The following is a 21,415-nucleotide window of genomic DNA, read 5'->3' as shown; positions in this document are numbered from 1 at the left end:
ATTCCGTAAGAGGGCGACGCCTCCTGGCACACCCCCGTGCCTCCGGTGACCGGTGCCGGCGAAGCTGCCGGGCCGTTCGGCAAAAGCCCGGCAAACCTCAGGTTCCCACACGCCGAATGGCTCGTACGACGCTACAGAACAACGAGAATCGGGGTGCGAACCCGACCGGCGACGACAAGAGTGTGCTAGTGCTGATCAGACTGCTCCGGGCGTACCTGCGCCCCTACTCCCGACCGATCACCCTGCTGGTGGTCCTCCAGCTGGTGTCCACCCTCGCCGCGCTGTACCTGCCCACGCTCAACGCCGACATCATCGACGACGGCGTGATCAAGGGCGACACCGGCTACATCCTGCGCGTCGGCGGGGTGATGATCGGCGTGACCATCGTCCAGGCGCTCTGCTCGATCGGCGCCGTCTACATCGGCGCCCGCGTCGCCATGGCCTTCGGCCGGGACGTCCGCGCCGCCGTCTTCGACCAGGTGCAGAGCTTCTCCGCCCGCGAGGTCGGCCAGTTCGGCGCGCCCTCCCTGATCACCCGCACCACCAACGACGTCCAACAGGTCCAGATGCTCGCCCTGATGAGCTTCACGCTCATGGTCGCCGCACCCATCATGTGCGTCGGCGGCATCATCATGGCCCTCAACCAGGACGTCCCGCTCTCCGGCCTGCTGCTCGCCGTCATCCCGGCCCTCGCCGTCGTCGTCGTCCTGCTGGTCCGCGCGCTGCGCCCCAAGTTCCGCAGCATGCAGGAGAAGATCGACACGGTGAACCGGGTCCTGCGCGAACAGATCACCGGCATCCGGGTCATCCGCGCCTTCGTCAAGGACGGCCAGGAACAGGCCCGCTTCGCCGACGCCAACGAGGACCTCACCGACGTCGCCCGCCGCGTCGGCCGGCTGATGTCCGTCATGTTCCCGGCCGTCATGCTCGTCGTGAACGTCTCCAGCGTCGCCGTGCTCTGGTTCGGCGCCCACCGCATCGCCGACCACGACATGGAGATCGGCGCGCTCACCGCCTTCCTCTCCTACCTGATGCAGATCCTGATGAGCGTCATGATGGCCACCTTCATGTTCATGATGGTGCCCCGCGCCGAGGTCTGCGCCGAACGCGTCCAGGACGTCCTCGGCACCGAGTCCAGCGTCGTCCCGCCCACCGCTCCCGTCACCGCCGTGACCCGCCGCGGAAACCTCGAACTGCGCGACGTCGACTTCCGCTACCCCGGCGCCGAAGCCTCCGTCCTGCGCGGCATCGACCTCACCGCCCGCCCCGGCGAGACCACCGCCATCATCGGCTCCACCGGCAGCGGCAAGTCCACCCTGCTCGGCCTCGTCCCCCGCCTCTTCGACGCCACCTCCGGCCAGGTCCTGCTGGACGGCGTCGACGTGCGCGAACTCGGCGCCGACACCATCGCCGACCACGTCGGCATCGTCCCGCAGAAGCCCTACCTCTTCTCCGGCACCGTCGCCAGCAACCTCCGCTACGGCCGGCCCGACGCCACCGACGAGGAACTCTGGCACGCCCTGGAGATCGCCCAGGCCAAGGAGTTCGTCGAGAAGCTCGCCGAAGGCCTGGACGCCCCCATCGCCCAGGGCGGCAGCAACGTCTCCGGCGGCCAGCGCCAGCGCCTCGCCATCGCCCGGGCCCTCGTCCGCAAGCCCTCCGTCTACCTCTTCGACGACTCCTTCTCCGCCCTCGACTACGCCACCGACGCCAAACTGCGCAAGGCCCTCGCCCGCGAGACCGCCGACGCCACCGTCCTGATCGTCGCCCAGCGCGTCTCCACCATCCGCGACGCCGACCGGATCATCGTCCTCGACGAGGGCGCCATCGTCGGCACCGGCACCCACCACGAACTGATGACCGACAACCCGACGTACCGGGAGATCGTGCTCTCCCAGCTCACCGAGCAGGAGGCGGCGTGACCACGCCAGGAAAGCCCGCAGCGGCGGACAGAGCGCAGGCCGACCTGAAGAAGGCCGACGCCGACCTGCCCAGCGACTCCCAGGCCGCCGCCGCCCGCCGCGGCCCCGCCGGCCCCGGCCGCTTCATGGGCGGCCAGGGCACCGAGAAGTCCATGGACTTCAAGGGCTCCGGCAAACGCGTCCTCGGCCTGCTGCGCCCCGAACGCACCCTGCTCGCCGGCGTCCTGGTCCTCGGCGTGCTCGGCATCGGCTGCGCCGTCATCGGCCCCAAGGTCCTCGGCGACGCCACCGACCTGATCTTCGCCGGCGTCATCGGCGCCCGCTTCCAGCCCGGCACCACCAAGGCCCAGGTCATCGACGGGCTGCGCGCCCACGGCGAGGGCGGCGTCGCCGACCTGCTCTCCGCCGTCGACTTCACCCCCGGCCAGGGCATGGACTTCGGCGCCATCGGGTCCGTCCTGCTCTGGGTCCTCGGCATCTACGTCGCCTCCGCCGTCTTCGGCATCCTCCAGGGCCGGCTCGCCACCACGGCCATCCAGCGCGCCGGTTACCGGCTGCGCCAGGACGTCGAAGCCAAACTCGCCCGCCTGCCGCTCAGCTACTTCGACAAGCAGCCGCGCGGCGAAGTGCTCAGCCGGGTCACCAACGACATCGACAACATCGGCCAGTCCATGCAGCAGACCATGGGACAGGTCGTCAACTCGCTGCTCACCGTGGTCGGTGTGCTCGCGATGATGTTCTGGATCTCGCCGCTGCTCGCGGTGATCGCCCTGGTCTCGGTCCCGGTCTCGGTGGTCGTCGCCACCAAGGTCGGCAAGCGGGCGCAGCCACAGTTCGTCCAGCAGTGGAAGTCCACCGGCCAACTCAACGCCCACGTCGAGGAGATGTACACCGGCCACACCCTGGTCACGGTGTTCGGCCGCCGGCGCGAATCCGCCGAGACCTTCCGCGAGCACAACGAGGCGCTGTTCCAGGCCAGTTACCGGGCCCAGTTCATCTCCGGCATCATCCAGCCCGCGATGATGCTGATCGGCAACCTGCAGTACGTGCTGGTCGCGGTCGTCGGCGGCCTGCGGGTGGCCAGCGGCGCCCTGTCCATCGGCGACGTCCAGGCGTTCATCCAGTACTCGCGGCAGTTCAGCCAGCCGCTCACCCAGGTCGCCAGCATGGCCAACCTGGTGCAGTCCGGGGTCGCCTCCGCCGAGCGCGTCTTCGAACTCCTCGACGCCCCCGAGCAGAGCCCCGAACCGGCCATGCCCGAGAAGCCCGACACCGTCCACGGCCGGGTCGCCTTCCAGGACGTCTCCTTCCGCTACGACCCCGACAAGCCGCTCATCGAGGACCTCTCGCTCAAGGTCGAACCCGGCCAGACCGTCGCCATCGTCGGCCCCACCGGCGCCGGCAAGACCACCCTCGTCAACCTGCTGATGCGGTTCTACGAGGTCAGCTCCGGACGGATCACCCTCGACGGCGTCGACATCGCCGCCATGTCCCGCGAGGACCTGCGCTCCGGCATCGGCATGGTCCTCCAGGACACCTGGCTGTTCGGCGGCAGCATCGCCGACAACATCGCCTACGGCTCCCAGGGCGCCACCCGCGAACAGGTCGTCGAGGCCGCCAAGGCCGCCCACGTCGACCGCTTCGTCCGCACCCTGCCGGACGGCTACGACACCGTCATCGACGACGACGGCGCCGGCGTCAGCGCCGGCGAGAAGCAGCTGATCACCATCGCCCGGGCCTTCCTCGCCCAGCCGTCCATCCTGGTCCTGGACGAGGCCACCAGCTCCGTCGACACCCGCACCGAGGTACTGATCCAGCGGGCCATGGCCCGGCTGCGCACCGGCCGCACCAGCTTCGTGATCGCCCACCGGCTCTCCACCATCCGGGACGCCGACGTCATCCTGGTGATGGAGAACGGGTCGATCGTGGAACAGGGCTCGCACGACGAGCTGATCACCGCCGGCGGCGCCTACGCCCGGCTCTACCAGGCGCAGTTCGCGGAGGCCGTGGCCGAGGTGGACTGACGCGGCGCCAGGTACACGGGCCGGGGCGGGACCTTCCGCCCCGGCCTTCGCGTTCCCGCGGCCTCCCGTCGCCGCGCCCCGGCTTGTCGCCATGCGTGCCGACGGGCGCTACCTTGGGTGCGTGATCGACGAGCAGCCCCCGACCGCCCCGGACGCCTTCGAGGCCAACCGCCGCTACCTGGGCTCCGTCGCCTACCGGCTGCTCGGCTCCTTCACCGACGCCGAGGACGTCCTGCAGGACGCCTGGCTGCGCTGGCAGGCCACCGACCGCACCGCCGTCGCCGACCCGCGCGCCTACCTGACCACCGTCGTCACCCGGCTCTGCTACGACCAGCTCGGCTCCGCCCGCGCCCGCCGGGAGGCCTACTACGGCGAGTGGCTGCCCGAGCCCGCCGTCTCCTACGCCGACGGCCCCGACACCCCCGCCGAACTCGCCGAACGCAGCGAGTCCGTCTCGCTCGCCCTGCTCGCCGTCCTGGAACAGCTCTCCCCCGCCGAACGGGCCGCCTTCGTGCTGCACGACGTCTTCGCGGTCGGCTTCGAGGACATCGCCGCCTCCCTGGACCGCACCCCCGACGCCACCCGCCAGCTCGCCTCCCGGGCCCGCCGCCGCATCAAGGACGGCAGCCGGCACACCGGCAGCGCCGACCCGGCCGAACACCGCCGGGCCGTCGAGGCCTTCGCCTCCGCCACCGCCCGCGGCGACATCCTCGGCCTGATGGAGGTCCTCGACCCCGACGTGGTCTGGCACGCCGACGGCGGCGGCATCGTCCGCGCCGCCGCCCGACCGGTCCACGGCGCCGACAAGGTGGCCCGCCTGGTGGCCGGCCTGGTCGCCAAGTGGTTCACCCCCGACGTGGCCATCGGCCCCGCCGTGGTCAACGGCGAACCGGGACTGGTCTGGTACGAGCGGACCACCGGCGCCGTCGGCGGAGTGCTCGCCTTCGCCGTGGTCGACGGACGGATCACCGACGCGTACGTCGTGGTCAACCCCGAGAAGCTCGGCCGGATCAGCCCGGTCACCGCCCCCTGACCCTGACCCTGACCCTGGCCCCGACGCCGACGCCGACCCCGATCCCGACCCCGACCCCGACCCCGACCCCGACCCCGACCCCACGATGCCGTGACGCGGGTCACGGTCACATCCCGACCGGCTGCGTCGTCCCCTTCCCGAACAGCGCCCCACGAGGGCGCACGGAACAGGAGGCGGACGAGATGAGCAGCAGCACCAGCAGCACCGGGAAGCGGATCGTCGTCCTGGGCGCCGGCTACGCCGGACTCACCGCGGCCAAGGGCGCCGGACGCCACCACCGCGTCACCCTGGTCGCCCCCGAGGAACGGCTCCTGCACCGCATCCGCCAGCACGAGGCGGCAGCCGGCCGCGGCCGCGACTGGCCCGCCATCGCCGACCTGGCCCGCGGCCGTACGATCGAACACCGCCGGGCCCGCGCCGTCGAACTCGACCTCGCCGGGCGGAAGGTCGCCCTGGACGACGGCACCAGCCTCGGCTACGACACCCTCGTCTACGCCCTCGGCAGCCGCACCGCCTGGCACGACGTCCCCGGCGCCGCCGAACACGCCCACCCCGTGGAACGCGCCACCGAGGTGCGGCGCCTGATCCGCGAGGCCGAGCACCCCGGCACCCTGGCCGTCGTCGGCGGCGGCGCCACCGGCATCGAACTGGCCACCGAACTCGCCGAGGCCCACCCCGACTGGCGGGTGCGGATCGTCGCGGCCGGCCGGGTCGGCGGCACCTACTCGCCCAAGGGCCGCGCCCACATCCGGCGCGTCCTCGACCGGCTCGGCGTCGCCGTCCACGAGAACGCCACCGTCACCGAGGTCACCCCCGACGGGCTGCGCACCACCGCCGGCCCGATCGAGGCCGGCCTCACCGTGTGGGCCGCCTCGCTGGAGCCGCACCCGCTCGCCGCCCAGGCCGGGCTGGCCGTGGACGAGCGCGGCCGGGCCCTGGTCGACGACCACCTGCGCTCGCGCTCGCACCCGGACGTCCACGTGGTGGGCGACGCCGCCGCGGTCACCGTCCCCGGCGTCGGCACCCTGCGGATGGGCTGCGCCACCGCCCTGCCGCAGGGCCAGTACGTCGGCAGGCTGCTCGACGGCCGCACCGCGAAGCCGTTCTCGTTCCGCTACGTCGTGCAGTGCCTGAGCCTGGGCCGCCGGGACGGGCTGCTCCAGCTGGTCCACCCGGACGACTCGATGAAGCCCACCGTCCTCACCGGCACCGCCGGGCGGCTGGCGAAGGCCGGGATCGTCTCGGTCGTCCTCGGCGCACTGAAGTAGCCGGGGAGCGCGGCCGTCGCCGGGGAGATACGACCGTCGCCGGGGAGCTCGGCCGTCGCCGGAGAGATACGGCCGTCGCCGGGAGACGCGGAAGGGCCCGGGCGGGTGCCCGGGCCCTTCCGTTGCGCCGACTGCTGCCGCTACCGGTGTACGGCTACTTCTTGTCCTTCGGCGCCTCGGCGTCGGTGGACAGCGCGGCGATGAAGGCCTCCTGCGGGACCTCCACGCGGCCGACCATCTTCATCCGCTTCTTGCCTTCCTTCTGCTTCTCCAGCAGCTTGCGCTTGCGCGAGATGTCACCGCCGTAGCACTTGGCGAGGACGTCCTTGCGGATCGCGCGGACCGTCTCACGGGCGATCACCCGGGAGCCGATGGCCGCCTGGATCGGCACCTCGAACTGCTGGCGGGGGATCAGCTTCTGCAGCTTGCCCGCCATCATCACGCCGTAGTTGTAGGCCTTGTCCTTGTGCACGATCGCGGAGAACGCGTCCACCGCGTCGCCGTGCAGCAGGATGTCGACCTTGACCAGGTCGGCGGTCTGCTCGCCGATGGGCTCGTAGTCGAGGGAGGCGTAGCCGCGGGTCTTGGACTTCAGCTGGTCGAAGAAGTCGAAGACGATCTCCGCGAGCGGCAGGGTGTAGCGGAGCTCGACCCGGTCCTCGGAGAGGTAGTCCATGCCCTGCAGGGAGCCCCGGCGGGACTGGCACAGCTCCATGATCGCGCCGACGAACTCGTTGGGCGCGAGGATCGTGCCGCGCACGACCGGCTCGTAGACCTCGGCGATCTTGCCGGCCGGGAACTCGCTCGGGTTGGTGACGGTGTGCTCGGTGCCGTCCTCCATGATCACCCGGTAGACCACGTTCGGGGCGGTGGAGATCAGGTCGAGGTTGAACTCGCGCTCCAGGCGCTCCCGGATGATCTCCAGGTGCAGCAGGCCGAGGAAGCCGCAGCGGTAGCCGAAGCCGAGCGCGACCGAGGTCTCCGGCTCGTACACCAGGGCGGCGTCGTTCAGGCGCAGCTTGTCCAGGGCGTCGCGCAGCAGCGGGTAGTCCGAGCCGTCCAGCGGGTACAGGCCGGAGAACACCATCGGGCGCGGGTCCTTGTAGCCGCCGAGCGGCTCGGTGGCACCCTTGTGCATCGAGGTGATCGTGTCACCGACCTTGGACTGCCGGACGTCCTTCACACCGGTGATGATGTAGCCCACCTCGCCGACACCGAGGCCGTCGGCGACCTTCGGCTCGGGCGAGATGACGCCGATCTCCAGCAGCTCGTGGGTCGCGCCGGTGGACATCATCGCGATGCGCTCGCGCTTGGTGAGCTGGCCGTCCACGACACGGACGTAGGTGACCACGCCGCGGTAGGAGTCGTACACCGAGTCGAAGATCATCGCGCGAGCCGGGGCGTCCTTGACGCCGACCGGGGCCGGGATGGTGTTGACGATGTGGTCCAGCAGGTCCTCGACGCCGAGACCGGTCTTGGCGCTGACCTGGAGCACGTCGGCGGGGTCGCAGCCGATGATGTGCGCGATCTCCGCCGCGTACTTCTCCGGCTGGGCGGCCGGCAGGTCGATCTTGTTCAGCACCGGGATGATCGTGAGGTCGTTCTCCAGCGCCAGGTACAGGTTGGCGAGGGTCTGCGCCTCGATGCCCTGGGCCGCGTCGACCACCAGGATGGTGCCCTCGCACGCGGCGAGGGAGCGGGACACCTCGTACGTGAAGTCCACGTGTCCGGGGGTGTCGATCATGTTGAGGATGTGCGTGGACCCGGCGTTCGGCCCGGTCTTCGGCGCCCACGGGAGGCGGACCGCCTGCGACTTGATGGTGATGCCGCGCTCACGCTCGATGTCCATGCGGTCGAGGTACTGGGCACGCATCTGCCGGGGGTCGACGACGCCGGTGATCTGCAGCATCCGGTCTGCGAGCGTCGACTTGCCGTGGTCGATGTGGGCGATGATGCAGAAGTTGCGGATCAGCGCCGGGTCGGTACGGCTGGGCTCTGGCACATTGCTGGGGGTCGCGGGCACCTTGGTCCGATTCTCCGTTGGTCCGGGGCCGGGGGTGTCCGGGTCATCGCTGACCGGTTTCCCGGGGACCGGACAGTCTCGTCCGATCGAAATAGTTCCTCCCATCTTCCCATGAGCGCGGGCCGGGCTGCCGTTCGGGCACCGTCCGGTCCGTCCGCCGGCCTTCCGCTCGCCGCTGCCCGGCGGCAGGATGGCCTCCCGTGATCCTCGAAAACGCCCTGCTCGACGTCCTCCCCGGCCGGGAGGACGAGTTCCTCGCCGCCTTCACCGAGGCCCGACCGCTGATCGCCGTCCAGCGCGGCTTCCGCTCCCTGGCGCTGCGGCGCTGCCTCGACGAGGGCCGCAGCTCGCGCTTCCTGCTGCAGGTGGAATGGGAGACGCTCGCCGACCACACGGAGGGGTTCCGCACCTCCCCCGAGTACCAGCGCTGGCGTGAGCTCCTGCACCACTACTACCGGCCGTTCCCCGAGGTCGAGCACTACGGCGAGCCGCTGCTCGGGGCGTAGCGGCCGGCAGCCGGTTTGGGACGGGCGGCGGGCCCCTGGTAGCGTGGGCTGCTGCACCTGGCCTCGGCATGCCCTCTCAGCTGGACCGACGGCCGCCGGTGCGATCCCGTTCGAAATCTTTAGACAGACTGAGGCTCCTTCGTGGCGAACATCAAGTCCCAGATCAAGCGCAACAAGACCAACGAGAAGGCGCGCCTGCGCAACAAGGCCGTCAAGTCCTCGCTGAAGACCGCCCTGCGCAAGGCCCGTGAGGCCGCTGCCGCCGGCGAGACCGAGAAGGCCGTCGAGCTGGCCCGCGCCGCCTCCAAGGCGCTGGACAAGGCCGTGAGCAAGGGCGTCATCCACGCCAACCAGGCCGCCAACAAGAAGTCGGCCATCACCAAGCGCGTCAACACCGCCGTCCAGGCCTGACGCCCCCGGGGGTTGCGACCCCCGACACCGCCTCGGGACGATCCGGCCCTCTACCCGGACCCCGAGACGTATGAGACTCGCACCGCACGCGGCCTGCGTTCGCCACGCGGGTGCGGTGCAATCAAGCAGTACGGCAGGCGCCGCAGTCGGCCTCTTCCCCAGAGGCCACTGCGGCGCCTGTCGCGTTCCACGGTCCGGCCGCTATGGTCGGTCGGTCAGGTTCGATCGGGGTGCGGGGAGCACCCCGGCGCCGGACACAGGGGGGAATTCCATGACGACGCCGCCACCGCCGCCGCCATCGCCGACACCGGGCCCGAACGGGCCGGGGTCGAACGGGCCGGTGTCGAACGGGCCGGGGTACGGGTTCCCGCAGCAGCCGCCCGCGGGCGGGCCGGGGGCACAGCCCGTACCGGGCGCTTCGGGCTTCGGGCCGCCGCCCGGGCTGCCCGCGTCGCCCGGAATACCCACCTCACCCGGGCTGCCGGGCCTTTCCGGGACTCCGCCGCGCTCCGGGGGGAACCTGCGGCGCAACGCCGTCTGGGCCTTCGTCGGCGCCGTACTCGCCTCCGCCGGCTGGACCGCCGCCGTGATGGCCGTCCCCGGCATGGTCAGTACCGACTCGTCACCGCGCAGCCTCGGCAGCTACCACCTCTCGGACGACTTCTGCGCCACCGCTAAGCCCACCAAGCTGCTGCAGACCTACGCCGTCTCCGACACCTCCGCGCCGACCCACCACACCGACCGGCACCCGGCGCTGGACAGCATGAACTGCTCCATGAGCCTCAAGCGCATCGGCGGCAACAGCGACAGCGAGTACGTCTCGGTCTACCTGCGCGCCGACCTGCACAAGGCCGTCAACCCGGCGCCCGAGCTGGAGGCCAACAAGGAGCTCTACCGGGCCCGCGGCTACCAGGTCACCGACATCTCCGGAGTCGGCGAGGAGGCGTACTTCCTGTACAAGGACGACGGCTCCGACAAGTACCACAGCCTCTACGCCGAGCTGGACATCCGCGACGGCGGGATGACCTACTACATCAACTACACCGCGAGCTACACGGAGGGGAAGGGCAAGCCGCCGTCCAAGGACGAGCTGCGCAGCGCCCTGCAGTCCGACGGCCAGGACGCCATCCGGGCGATGCGGAAGTAGGCCGGGTGCCCGAGCAGCTGGCGGCCCTGCACGGGTAGCCGCGTGCTCGGGCCGTTGCGGACTCGGGTGGCTGCGTGCTCGGGCGCTCAGTACGAGGGGCGGGATCCGGCGCGGGCGGCCCGGGCGACGGCGACCACCGCGCGCTCCAGGGCGAAGGCCGGGTCGTCCGATCCGCCCTTGACGGCGGCGTCGGCCTGGGCGATCGCGGTCAGCGCGGTGGCCACCGCGTCCCCCGTCCAGCCGCGCATCTGCTGACGGACCCGGTCGACCTTCCACGGCGGCATGCCCAGCTCGCGGGCCAGGTCCGCCGGGCGCATGTTCCGCCCGGTGGTCGCCAGCCGGCCGATGCTGCGCACGCCGGACGCCAGCGCGTAGGTGATGCCGGTCGGCGGCTGGCCGACGGCCAGCGCCCAGCGCAGCCGCTCCAAGGCCTCCGCGGCTCGGCCGGTGACCGCCAGATCGGCCACCTCGAAGCCGGTCGCCTCGGCCCGGCCGCTGTAGTAGCGGGCCACCACCGTCTCGTCGATCGTGCCCTCGACGTCCGAGGTCAGCTGGTGGCAGGCGGCCGCCAGCTCGCGCAGGTCGCTGCCGAGCGCGTCCAGCAGCGCCTGGCAGGCCTCCGGGGTCGCCGAGCGGCCGAGCGCCCGGAACTCCCCCTTGACGAAGGCCAGCCGCTCGCTCGCCTTGGCCAGCTTCGCGCAGGCCACCTCGCGGCCGCCCGCCTTGCGCCCGGCGTCCAGCAAGCCCTTGCCCTTGGCCCCGCCCGCGTGCACCAGCACCATGATCACTTCTTCGGCGGGCGCCTCGATGTACGCCTTGACCTCCTTCACCGAGTCGGCGGAGAGGTCCTGGGCGGCCCGGACCACGATCACCTTGCGCTCGGCGAAAAGCGAGGGCGTGGTCAGCTCGGCCAGGCTGCCGGGCTGCAGCCCGCCGGGCGGGAGGTCCCGTACGTCGGTGTCCGGATCCGCCGCCTTCGCCGCCGCCACCACCTGGGCGACCGCGCGGTCCAGCAGCAGCTCCTCCTGGCCGACCGCGAGGGTCAGCGGGGCGAGCAGGTCGTCGGGTGCATTCTTCCTGGCCATCGCCTACCAGCATCCCACGGGCCGCGGACACTCCCGCCCACCTGCCCGCCTGCCCGCCTGCCCGCCCACGGAGGAGGGCCTGGACAATGATCCGGTGACCGAGAACCACGCCACCGACCTCCCGGACGTCGACGACCCGCACGCCCGGCAGCTGCTCGTCCTGCCCGACCGCGACACCGCCGAGGAAGCCGCCGAGGAGCTCGGCGCCGCCCACCCCGATCTCGGCGAGCTCGAAATCGTCCGCGACGCCCTCGCCGGTGAGGACGACGCCGAGGACGCCCAGTGGCTCATCGTCGTCGAACCCCCGGAAACCGGCTGGACCCCCGCGCACCTGCACGCCCTCGACACCCTCGCCGCCGACCACGAAGGCTGGCGCGAGAACGCCTGACGGCCACGCGGGCCCACCCGCCCCGAACCACCCAGGCATCAAACCGGGGGCACTCTGCGCGGCGACGTTTCTGGGCGGTGTGCTCCGGGCCCGCCCGGAGCACACCGCAACCAAGCTCCCGGTTCCCGCCCCGCCCCGCCCTGCGCTGCCCCACCCATGCCGGTTCTCCCCGTCGAACCGCTGCCCCCTGGCACCCACCCGTCGCCCCGGGAGCCCGCGACCTGCCACCGTAACCCGTGCCCGGCGGTGGTCTGCCACCGCCCGACCATGCTCCACGAACGCCCCACCCATGCCCGACCATGCTCATCTGCTGGCCTGCCCGGGCGCGGCCCGGGCAGGCCAGCACTCCCCGAACCCGGCGGCGCGCTCCGGGCTCGCCCCGGGAGCGCGCCGCAAAAACGTTTCTCCCGGGCCCGCTCCCGCTCCTCCCTTCCACCTCCCACCACCCCTACCCCTTACCCTTCCCCACTCGGTAGTCGGGAGGAGGAGAGCAGGCATCACGCGGGCGGGCCCCGCGGTGATGCGGGAGCCTCGCCGGGGCGGGCGGGAGCCGCCGAGCGGCTGGTGTCCCGGGCACGCGGCCTGTGGGCCGCGTGCCCGGGCTGCGGGTGGACGGACACGCCGAGGGTCGCCGGGGAATCCCCCGTCACCGCGATGTCGCCCACCCGGTCGGTCCGCAGGACGGCCGCGCCGAGGCCGCGCAGGCGGTCCACCGTCTTCGGGGACGGGTGCCCGTACGGGTTCCCCTCGCCGCACGAGATCAGCGCCAGCCGGGGCCGCAGAGCACCCGTCAGGTCCCAGTCCTGGTGTGCCGAGCCGTGATGAGCCACCTTCAGTACGTCGACCCGCCCCAGACGGCCCGACAAGGCCGACTGCGCCGACGGTTCCAGATCTCCCAGCAGTGCCATCCTCAGTCCTCCCGTCAGTGAGACCAGCAGTGCAACGCTCGCGTTGTTCGCGCCGGGCGCCTCGACGGACGCCCCCGGCGCAGGCCACACCACCTCCCACGCCAACTCCGCTCCGACCGAACGCCGTTCACCGCGACCGGCCCGCAGTAGGGGGACCGCCGCCTCGGCGGCCCAGCGCGCCACCCGGGCCGCCTCGCCCGGCGGGTCGTCCAGCGTCGTACCCTCGACCGCGCCGACCCGGCGGCCCCGCAACACCCCCGGCAGGCCCTCGACGTGGTCGGCGTGGAAGTGCGTCAGCACCAGGAGGGGCACCGCCGTGATGCCCAGGTCGCGCAGGCACCGGTCGGCAGCGTTCGGATCCGGCCCGGTGTCGATCACCACCGCGCTGTCCGGCTCCCCCGTCGCGAGGGCCAACATGTCCCCCTGACCGACGTCGCACATCGCCAGGCGCCACCCCGGCGGCGGCCATCCGGTGGCGATCCGGGCGAGTTGCGGCGGGCGCAGCAGGACGGCCAGCAGCGCCGTCAGCAATGCTCCCGTCAGCAACGCTCTCACCCAGCGCCGCCGGGCGGGCGCCGGTCGGCCGGGCTCCACGGGCCGGGGCAGCAGCAACGGCGCCGCCCAGCAGGCCGACAGGACGACCACTGCAACCGTCACCGTCCCGAACCAGCCTCCCGGCCAAGCCAGTTGGCCGCCGGGCAGCTCGGCACCGCGCCGCGCGACCAGGGCGAGCCAGCCGGCCGGCACCCCGGCCGGTTCCGCGAGCAGACAGGCCGCGGCCGGGAACAGCGGTTGCAGGACGAGCACCCCGAAGCCGAGCAGCGTCGCCGGCGCCACCGCCAGCTCGGCCAGCAGGTTGCAGGGGATGCCAACCAGGCTGATGTGCCCGGAGAGCACCACCGTGACCGGCGCGCACAGTGCCTGCGCGGCCGCCGTCGCCGCGAGGGCGCCGGCCAGGTGGTGCGGCCAGCGCCGCGCCCGCAGGGCCTCGGCCCAGTGCGGCCCGAGGATGAGCAGCCCGGCCGTGGCGAGCACCGAGAGCAGGAAGCCGAACGAGTGCGCCAGGAACGGGTCCAGCAGGACCAGTACCAGGACCGCCCCGGCGAGCGCGGGCACGGCCTGGCGGGGGCGGCCGGTGGCCAGGGCCAGCATGCCGATCAGGCCCGTCCCGGCTGCCCGGAGCACGCTGGGCTCGGGCCGGCAGACGGTGACGAAGGCCAGCGTGAGGCCGGTGCCGAGCAGGGCGCCGGTGCGCAGCCGCAGCCCCAGTACCGCGGCCAGCCCGCGCCGTTCCGGGGTGCCGGCCTGCCCGGGCGCGCCCAGCAGCGCACCGAGGACGATCGCCAGGTTGGCCCCGCTGACCGCGACCAGGTGGACGAGGTCGGTGGCCCGGAAAGCGTCTTCGAGGTCGTCCGGCAGACGTGAGGTGTCGCCGACGACCAGTCCCGGGAGCAGCCCGCGCGCGTCCGGCGGGAGCCCGTCGGTGGCTGTGCGCAGCCCTTCGCGCAGACGGCCGGCGATCCGCTGCGGCAGGCTGGGCGGTGCCAGCTGCCGGGGCGGGCCGTGGACGAGCAGCAGCGCCGCGGACTCGGTGTCGTGCCCCTCCCCCGCCGGCTGTACCTCGGCCTCCACCGCCAGCCGTTCGGACGGGAGCAGCCGCTGCCAGGGTTCGCTCTCCGCGCCTCGGACCATGACGGTCACGGGTGTGTGCGTGCGGGTGGTCCGCCCTTCCGGGAGCAGGACGACCCGGTCGGCCACCGCGTCCACCGTGAGGAGCGTCTGCCCACCGGTGACGCCGCCCCGGGCGGTGTGGACCTTCGGGTCCCCCACGACGGTGAGCTCGGCCTCCACCGCCGGGGCGGGCGCCGTCGGTGACCGCGGCTCGGTGCGCTCGGCCGCGTGGGCGAGTTCCGCCAGCGGGCCCCGGTGCAGGTCGGCGGTGTGCAGTGGGGTCGCGATCGCGGCTGCCGCTGCGGTGAGCAGGACGGCGGCCAGCGTCACGGCAGCGCCACGCCGGCGCAGGGCTCCGCGTCGGCTGAGCAGCCGGACGGCCGCGAGTACGGCGGCGGCCGCCGCCGCGAGGACGGGGACCTCGTACCCGGGTTCCAGGGGCAGGAGCGCCGCCGTGACCACCCAGGCCGAGACGGCGGGCAGCAGTAGCCGGAAGTCGGCGCCCGGGGAACGGGTGGGCGGATCGGGCGTGGTGATGACGGAAACGACGGGAACGACCGAAACGGCGGAAGCTGCGGGCACAGCGGGCGTGGCGGACAACGGCGGCACCTCCCTTCGGAGGGGCGAGAACGGCGGAGGAGGCGTCAGAGGGTGAGCAACGGTCGGAGTTCCGCGTACGTGCGGGTGCCGATGCCGCTGACCTGGCGGAGCTGGTCGAGGGAGCGGAAGGAGCCGTGCGAGCTGCGGTAGGCGAGGATGCGCTGGGCGAGGGTCGGGCCGACGCCGGGGAGGGTGTCGAGCTGTTCGAGGGTGGCGCGGTTGAGGCTGACGGGTGGCCGGGGTGTGGCGGGGCCTGCCGGTCCGCTGCCGGTTCCGAGGGCCGGAGCCGCAGCCGACACCGGGGCCTGTTCGCCGACCAGGAGCTGCTCACCGTCCGTCAGGACGCGGGCGAGGTTGAGGCTCCTGGTGTCCGTCTCCGGCAGCGGACCACCGGCCGCCAGCAGGGCGTCGGCCACCCGCGAACCACCGGGCAGCGTGTGCAGCCCGGGGACGTGCACCCGTCCGCCGATGTCGACCACGACGACCGTCCCACTGCCGGCGACAGCGGCGGCAGCGGCCTCGGGCGGGCTGGTCCCTGACGCGGCTTCGACGGGCGAAGCGCTCGCCCCCGGCGGTGCCGGGCCGGCCGTCAGCGCGGGCACGGCCACCGTCTCCGGTCTGGCCAGCCAGAAGTGCTGCACGGCGTAGCCGACCGCGAACAGCAGCAGGATGGCCAGCCCGGCCACCGCACGCCGGTCGAGCGCCACCGCCGAGGCGAAGGAAGCGAGCGAGCCGAACCGTGGGCGGGCCCTGGCACCCGGCGGATCCTCGACGGCACCGTGGCCGTCCGGATCGTTGGTGCCCGGCGGCTGCGGCACCGGCGCCGCACCCGGCGGCGGACCGGTCGTCCCCGGCCCTGCCATCGTCGGAGTCGCACCCGGAGCCGCACCCGAAGCAGCGGAGGTCGCCACGCCGCCCACCGACTCGTCACCCGTCGGCAGCAGCGCCGCCATCCGCAGCCGCACCGTCTCGTTGATCGCTTGGCGCTTCGCCGCGCCCAGGCCCATGGTCGTCATGCCGAGGACGGTAGGAGTCCTCCGGCGAACGCGCGGAGATTACCGGAACCCTGTGGATAACCCGGGGGTTGTGGACAAAAAACGTCACTCACGCGAGCGAGCAAGGGCTTCTCAAGTTGACGGACGATCCCCTCGGCCCCCAAGTCCCCCGGCCCCCGGCACCCCGGCCCCGGCCCCGGCCCCGGCCCCCGAACCACCCACCCGCCCAACCACCCACCCACCCGCCGGCTCAGCGCGGCGCGACCACCACCGCCAGCAGCCCCGGCCCGACGTGCGCACCGATCACCGCGCCCACCTCACCGACGTACAGCTCCCGCAGCCCCGGCACCCGCGCCCGCAGCCGTTCCGCGAGCGGCTCGGCCCGGTCCTCGGCCGCCAGGTGGTGCACGGTGATGTCGACCTCCCGCTCCCCCGAGCGCTCGACCGCGATCTCCTCCAGCCGGGCGATCGCCCGCGACGCCGTCCGCACCTTCTCCAGCGGCTCGATCCGCCCCCCGTCCAGGTGCAGCAGCGGCTTGACCGCCAGCGCCGATCCGAGCAGCGCCCGCGCGGCCCCGATCCGCCCGCCACGGCGCAGGTGCTCCAGGGTGTCGACGTAGAAGAACCCGCTGGTCCCGGCCGCCCGCCGGCCGGCCGCCTCGGCCGCCTCGGCCAGGCCCTGTCCGGCGGCGATCGCCCCGGCGGCCGCGAGCACCCCGTAGCCGAGTGCCATCCCGACCAGCCGGCTGTCCACCACGCGCACCGGTACGGGGGCCTCGACGGCCGCCAGCCGGGCGGCCTCGACGGTGCCGGACAGCTCGCCCGAGATGTGCACCGAGACGATCCCCGTCGCACCGGCCTCGGCGGCCGCCCGGTAGGTGGCGGCGAAGGTCTCCGGGTTCGGCCGGGAGGTGGTCACCCGCTGCTTGCCGCGCAGTGCCTCGGCGACGTCCTTCGGGGAGATCTCGACGCCCTCGCTCAGGACCGAGTCACCGACCGCGACGCTCAGCGGGACCACCGTGATCCCGTACCGGTCGAGGGCCTCCTGCGGCAGATAGGCCGTGGAATCGGTGACAAGTGCGAGGTCGGAGGGCATGAGGCGGAGGTTACTCCCCGTTCGTCCGGGAGGACAGCGCCCGACGGCGGGCCGCCCCGGAGGCCGGCCCGCCGCTGTCTCGGGGCTGTCGGGGAGCCCTGACGGCTCAGCCCGCCGAGGGCCCGGCCGACGGCTTCCGCAGCCGCTGCGCCAGCTTGGCCAGCGGGTCGGCGAGCCCCAGCAGCTCCTCCGCGCTCGGACGGCCCTTCCCGTCCGTCAGCCCGGCCCGCGCCGCACCACCCGCGGAGCCCGAACCGGCGCTCGCACCGGCCCCCGAACCCGAACCCGCGCCCGTACCCGCGCCCGTACCGGAACCAGCAGCACCGGAACCACCAGCACCGTCCCAGTGCCGCAGCGCCCCCGCCTCGCTCTCGCACTCCTGGCTGAGCCGGCTCAGCTCGTCGTCCGCGAACCGGTGCATCCGGTCCTGCGCCGCCCAGCGCATGGTCTCCGCCGAGTGCGTGATCCGCTCCGCCCGCTCGCGCAGTTCCGGCAGCTTGGCGGCGATCCGTGCCGTGTCCGGCTCGCGTTCGAGCATCCGCAGTTCGCCGTCGAGCTCCGCCGCGTGGGCGTCGAGGCGGGTCAACAGGGCAAGGGATTCGCCGAGTTGGCCGTCCTGGTCGAGGCCGCCCTCCAGCACCTGGCGAGTGCCGTCGAGCGAGGTCCGCAGGCTCAGCCGGACGGTGGCGATCTGCGCGGGCGGGCCGACCTTGGTGTACGTCTTCGCCTTGAGGGTGGCGGTCTCCACGGCGCGCCGGGCATTGGCCTCGTGCTTCTCGATCTTCGCGCCCACGGCCTTGGCCGCCTTGACCGTGCCGACCACCGCCAGGACGACCACCGCGAGTCCGAAGAGCAGGACCAGGCCGATCATCACGCCGAACACGTCCATCGCGCGCCACCTTCCGCAACCGTTTCGGCCCCCACCGGGCCCAACGCGGGCCGCATCGCCGAGGATTCCACGGTATCCGCCGAACCCGCCCGAGGACGGCCCGCGCGGGCCCGACGGTCGGAGATCAGGGACAGATCCGGGATCTCCCGGAGGGCCCCGCCGCCCGAAATCCCCCCGAAAAGCACCGGGCGGGCGCCCCGAAGGACGCCCGCCCGATCACCGAGCCCGAACCGAGACCCGGATCAACCCGGACCCGGATCCCAGCCCCAGCCCGAACCACTCCGAGCCCGAACCCCGATCACCCCGTGACGATGTTCACCAGCTTCGGTGCCCGCGCGATCACCTTGCGCACCTGCGCGCCGCCGATCGCCGCGACGACCGCCGGGTCCGCCAGCGCCAGCGCCTCCAGCTCGGCGTCCGAGATGCCCGGCGCGACCTCCAGCCGGGCCTTCACCTTGCCCTTGATCTGCACCACGCAGGTCACCGACTCGTCGACCACGTACGCCGGGTCGGCGACCGGGTAGTCGGTGTGCGCCAGCGACTCGCCGTGGCCCAGCCGGCGCCACAGCTCCTCGGCGATGTGCGGGGCCAGCGGCGCGACCATCAGCACCAGCTGCTCGGCCACCACCCGCGGCGTCGAACCGCGCTTGACCAGGTAGTTGTTCAGCTCGATCGCCTTGGCGACGGCCGTGTTGAAGCGCAGCCCGGCCATGTCGCCGCGGATGCCGTCGATGGCCTTGTGCAGGGCGCGCAGCGTCGCCTCGTCGGGCGCCTCCTCGGTAACGACCAGTTCGCCGGTGGTCTCCGAGACGACGTTGCGCCACAGCCGCTGCAGGAAGCGGTACGAGCCGACGACGGCGCGGGTGTCCCAGGGGCGGGAGACGTCCAGCGGGCCCATCGACATCTCGTACAGCCGCAGCGTGTCGGCGCCGTACTCGTCGGCGATGTCGTCCGGGGCGACGGCGTTCTTCAGGGACTTGCCCATCTTCCCGGCTTCGCGCTTGACCGGCTCGCCCTGCCAGGAGTACTGGCCGTCGCGCTCCTCGACCTCGGCGGCGGGCACCGGGAAGCCGCGCTCGTCGCGGTAGACGTCGGCGGTGATCATGCCCTGGTTGAACAGCTTGTGGAACGGCTCGACGGAGGAGACGTGGCCCAGGTCGTGCAGCACCTTGTGCCAGAAGCGGGCGTACAGCAGGTGCAGCACGGCGTGCTCGGCACCGCCGACGTACAGGTCGGCGCCGCCGGCGGGCTTGGTGTCCGTCGGGCCCAGCCAGTACTTCTCGTTGGCCGGGTCGACGACGGCCGAGGAGTTCGACGGGTCGACGTAGCGCAGCTCGTACCAGCAGGAACCGGCCCAGTTGGGCATGGTGTTGGTCTCGCGGCGGTAGGTCTTGACGCCGTCGCCCAGGTCCAGCTCGACGTTGACCCAGTCCTCGTTGCGCGACAGCGGGGTCTCGGGCGAGGAGGCGGAGTCGTACGCGTCGTAGGTGCGCGGCGAGTAGTCGTCGACCTCGGGGACCTCGACGGGCAGCATCGACTCGGGCAGCGCGTGCATGACGCCGTCCTCGTCGTAGACGATCGGGAAGGGCTCGCCCCAGTACCGCTGGCGGCTGAACAGCCAGTCGCGCAGGCGGTAGTTGACGGTGCCCTCGCCGATGCCGCGCTCGGCCAGCCAGGCGGTCACGTGGGCCTTGGCGTCGACGACGCTCAGCCCGTCCAGGGACAGCGTCAGGTCGCCTTCGGAGCGTGCGGAGTTGACGATGACGGAGTCGTAGGTGTCGAACGCGTCGTCCCACTCCGCCGGGTCCGGGCCCCGTCCGTCGGTCGGCTCGACGACGCACCGCATCGGCAGGCCGAAGGCGCGGGCGAAGGCGAAGTCGCGGTGGTCGTGGGCGGGGACGGCCATGATGGCGCCGGTGCCGTAGCCCATCAGCACGTAGTCGGCGATGAACACCGGGACGGCGGCGCCGCTGACCGGGTTGACGGCGTAGGCGCCGGTGAAGACGCCGGTCTTGACCTTGGCGTCGACCTGCCGCTCGACGTCCGACTTGGCGGCGGCCGCGGCCCGGTAGGCGGCGACGGCCTCGGCGGGGGTGCCGGCCCCGCCGGTCCACTCGGCGGGCACGCCCTCCGGCCAGGTGGCGGGGACGATCGAGTCGACCAGGGCGTGCTCGGGCGCCAGCACCATGTAGGTGGCGCCGAACAGGGTGTCGGGGCGGGTGGTGAAGACGGTGATCTTCTCGCCGGAGCCGACGGCGAAGTCGACGCGGGCGCCCTCGGAGCGGCCGATCCAGTTGCGCTGCTGCAGCTTGATGGCCTCGGGCCAGTCCAGCAGGTCCAGGTCCTCGATCAGGCGGTCGGAGTACGCGGTGATGCGCATCATCCACTGGCGCAGGTTGGACTTGAACACCGGGAAGTTGCCGCGCTCGGAGCGGCCGTCCGCGGTGACCTCCTCGTTGGCCAGGACGGTGCCCAGGCCGGGGCACCAGTTGACCGGCACCTCCTTGGCGTACGCCAGGCGGTACTCGCCCAGGACGTCCTCGCGCTCGGCGGCGGACAGCGACGCCCAGTCGCGCCCGCCGGGCAGCTCACGCGATCCGGAGGCGAACTGGGCGACCAGTTCGGCGATCGGGCGGGCCTTGCGGGCGGTCTCGTCGTACCAGGAGTCGAAGATCTGCAGGAAGATCCACTGGGTCCAGCGGTAGTACTCCGGGTCGATCGTGGAGATCGAGCGGCGCGGGTCGTGGCCCAGGCCCAGCCGGCGCAGCTGCTGGCGCATGTTGGCGATGTTGGCCTCGGTGGAGACCCGCGGGTGGGTGCCGGTCTGCACGGCGTACTGCTCGGCGGGCAGGCCGAAGGCGTCGTAGCCCAGCGTGTGCAGCACGTTGTGGCCGGTCATCCGCTGGTAGCGGGCGTAGACGTCGGTGGCGATGTAGCCCAGGGGGTGGCCGACGTGCAGGCCCGCACCCGAGGGGTACGGGAACATGTCCATGATGAAGCTGTGCGGCTTCGCGGCGACGTCGCCGGCCGACGGGTCGGCCAGCGCACCGGTGGGGTTGGGGGCGTGGAAGGTGCCCTCCTTCTCCCAGAGGTCCTGCCAGCGGGACTCGATCTCGGCCGCCAGCGCGGCGCTGTACCGGAACGGCTCGGTCGCGGTCTCGGCCGCGCCGGACGCAGGGGTCGTCTCGCTCATGGTCCTTCAAGCTCCATCGGTGTCAGTTGGCGAACCGCGCAGGCGGCCGAGCCGTGGGCCCCGGCCCGGGACGGGGTCGGGGGCGGAAAACAAAAAATCCCCTCGCAGGAGGGGACGCCACGCCGACTCCGGCACCGCCCGAGGGCTCAGCCGGTCCTGGTCAGCGCGGCCGGCTAAGGAGCAGGCGCACGGTTCGCATGGGCTCAGGGTACCGCAAGCGACTCGGCGCGCTGCGGGGTATACCGCCCGGGCGCCC

General features: G+C 72.8%; 15 protein-coding genes. 8 read left to right on the top strand and 7 right to left on the bottom strand.

Going from position 1 to position 21,415, the window contains the following annotated elements; all coding sequences use genetic code 11:
* Window positions 1–188 precede the first annotated feature (188 nt).
* The 4 genes from BX285_RS12140 (at window position 189) to BX285_RS12125 (ending at window position 6,247) form a co-directional block, all read left to right on the top strand.
* Entirely contained in the window at window positions 189–1,922 is a 1,734-nt protein-coding gene (locus BX285_RS12140; RefSeq protein WP_097237982.1) for an ABC transporter ATP-binding protein, read from the top strand.
* A gap of 125 nt (window positions 1,923–2,047) precedes the next feature.
* On the top strand, window positions 2,048–3,946 hold the full coding sequence (locus tag BX285_RS12135; protein ID WP_121177463.1) for an ABC transporter ATP-binding protein: 1,899 nt from the start codon (window positions 2,048–2,050) through the stop codon (window positions 3,944–3,946).
* Between the two features lie 121 nt (window positions 3,947–4,067).
* Window positions 4,068–4,979 (top strand): RNA polymerase sigma factor SigJ, encoded by a 912-nt coding sequence (gene sigJ, locus BX285_RS12130; protein ID WP_259470505.1) that lies wholly within the window; start codon window positions 4,068–4,070, stop codon window positions 4,977–4,979.
* Window positions 4,980–5,161: 182 nt separating this feature from the next.
* Complete coding sequence (locus BX285_RS12125; protein ID WP_121175120.1) at window positions 5,162–6,247, top strand: NAD(P)/FAD-dependent oxidoreductase; 1,086 nt, start codon at window positions 5,162–5,164, stop codon at window positions 6,245–6,247.
* 154 nt (window positions 6,248–6,401) lie between these two features.
* On the opposite strand, the gene lepA is transcribed toward BX285_RS12125, so the two are convergent.
* Entirely contained in the window at window positions 6,402–8,270 is a 1,869-nt protein-coding gene (gene lepA / locus BX285_RS12120; protein WP_097237979.1) for a translation elongation factor 4, read from the bottom strand.
* 200 nt (window positions 8,271–8,470) lie between these two features.
* Here lepA and BX285_RS12115 point away from each other — a divergent pair, with 200 nt between their 5' ends.
* The 3 genes from BX285_RS12115 to BX285_RS12105 all read left to right on the top strand — a co-directional run bounded on the left by BX285_RS12115 (window position 8,471) and on the right by BX285_RS12105 (window position 10,334).
* Window positions 8,471–8,776: an antibiotic biosynthesis monooxygenase gene (locus BX285_RS12115; protein WP_121175119.1), complete on the top strand. Its 306-nt coding sequence runs from the start codon at window positions 8,471–8,473 to the stop codon at window positions 8,774–8,776.
* 141 nt (window positions 8,777–8,917) lie between these two features.
* Window positions 8,918–9,187, top strand: a complete 270-nt coding sequence (rpsT, locus tag BX285_RS12110) for a 30S ribosomal protein S20 (protein WP_097237977.1) — start codon at window positions 8,918–8,920, stop codon at window positions 9,185–9,187.
* Window positions 9,188–9,527: 340 nt separating this feature from the next.
* Window positions 9,528–10,334 (top strand): hypothetical protein, encoded by an 807-nt coding sequence (locus tag BX285_RS12105; RefSeq protein WP_147465148.1) that lies wholly within the window; start codon window positions 9,528–9,530, stop codon window positions 10,332–10,334.
* An 86-nt stretch (window positions 10,335–10,420) separates the two neighbouring features.
* Here BX285_RS12105 and holA read toward each other — a convergent pair whose 3' ends face one another.
* Window positions 10,421–11,419, bottom strand: a complete 999-nt coding sequence (gene holA, locus BX285_RS12100) for a DNA polymerase III subunit delta (RefSeq protein ID WP_121175117.1) — start codon at window positions 11,417–11,419, stop codon at window positions 10,421–10,423.
* Between the two features lie 94 nt (window positions 11,420–11,513).
* Between holA and BX285_RS12095 the strand changes: the two genes are divergently transcribed.
* Window positions 11,514–11,807, top strand: a complete 294-nt coding sequence (locus BX285_RS12095) for a hypothetical protein (protein WP_121175116.1) — start codon at window positions 11,514–11,516, stop codon at window positions 11,805–11,807.
* Window positions 11,808–12,304: 497 nt separating this feature from the next.
* Here the strand turns inward: BX285_RS12095 and BX285_RS12090 are convergent, their stop codons facing one another.
* From BX285_RS12090 to leuS, 5 genes are all read right to left on the bottom strand, one after another.
* Window positions 12,305–14,995 (bottom strand): ComEC/Rec2 family competence protein, encoded by a 2,691-nt coding sequence (locus BX285_RS12090; RefSeq protein WP_398900132.1) that lies wholly within the window; start codon window positions 14,993–14,995, stop codon window positions 12,305–12,307.
* Window positions 14,996–15,030: 35 nt separating this feature from the next.
* Complete coding sequence (locus BX285_RS12085; protein WP_121175115.1) at window positions 15,031–16,002, bottom strand: helix-hairpin-helix domain-containing protein; 972 nt, start codon at window positions 16,000–16,002, stop codon at window positions 15,031–15,033.
* Window positions 16,003–16,231: 229 nt separating this feature from the next.
* Window positions 16,232–17,077 (bottom strand): DegV family protein, encoded by an 846-nt coding sequence (locus BX285_RS12080; RefSeq protein WP_121175114.1) that lies wholly within the window; start codon window positions 17,075–17,077, stop codon window positions 16,232–16,234.
* Window positions 17,078–17,183: 106 nt separating this feature from the next.
* Window positions 17,184–17,966: a hypothetical protein gene (locus BX285_RS12075; protein WP_121175113.1), complete on the bottom strand. Its 783-nt coding sequence runs from the start codon at window positions 17,964–17,966 to the stop codon at window positions 17,184–17,186.
* 298 nt (window positions 17,967–18,264) lie between these two features.
* The gene (gene leuS / locus BX285_RS12070) at window positions 18,265–21,159 is read right to left on the bottom strand and encodes a leucine--tRNA ligase (protein ID WP_097237952.1); all 2,895 of its coding nucleotides are present in this window, start codon (window positions 21,157–21,159) and stop codon (window positions 18,265–18,267) included.
* Window positions 21,160–21,415: the final 256 nt, after the last annotated feature.

Source organism: Streptomyces sp. 1114.5, assembly GCF_003635085.1.
Lineage (GTDB): Bacteria > Actinomycetota > Actinomycetes > Streptomycetales > Streptomycetaceae > Kitasatospora.
Note: the sequence above shows the minus strand (reverse complement) of the source record. Positions and strands in the feature narration are given on the sequence as shown.

Bases quoted from the DNA above. Each gene is read 5' to 3' on its own strand.
- BX285_RS12085 (WP_121175115.1), bottom strand. From the start codon at position 16,002: ATGACGACCATGGGCCTGGGCGCGGCGAAGCGCCAAGCGATCAACGAG.
- holA (WP_121175117.1), bottom strand. From the start codon at position 11,419: ATGGCCAGGAAGAATGCACCCGACGACCTGCTCGCCCCGCTGACCCTC.
- BX285_RS12075 (WP_121175113.1), bottom strand. From the start codon at position 17,966: ATGGACGTGTTCGGCGTGATGATCGGCCTGGTCCTGCTCTTCGGACTC.
- BX285_RS12080 (WP_121175114.1), bottom strand. From the start codon at position 17,077: ATGCCCTCCGACCTCGCACTTGTCACCGATTCCACGGCCTATCTGCCG.
- BX285_RS12125 (WP_121175120.1), top strand. From the start codon at position 5,162: ATGAGCAGCAGCACCAGCAGCACCGGGAAGCGGATCGTCGTCCTGGGC.
- BX285_RS12135 (WP_121177463.1), top strand. From the start codon at position 2,048: ATGGGCGGCCAGGGCACCGAGAAGTCCATGGACTTCAAGGGCTCCGGC.
- leuS (WP_097237952.1), bottom strand. From the start codon at position 21,159: ATGAGCGAGACGACCCCTGCGTCCGGCGCGGCCGAGACCGCGACCGAG.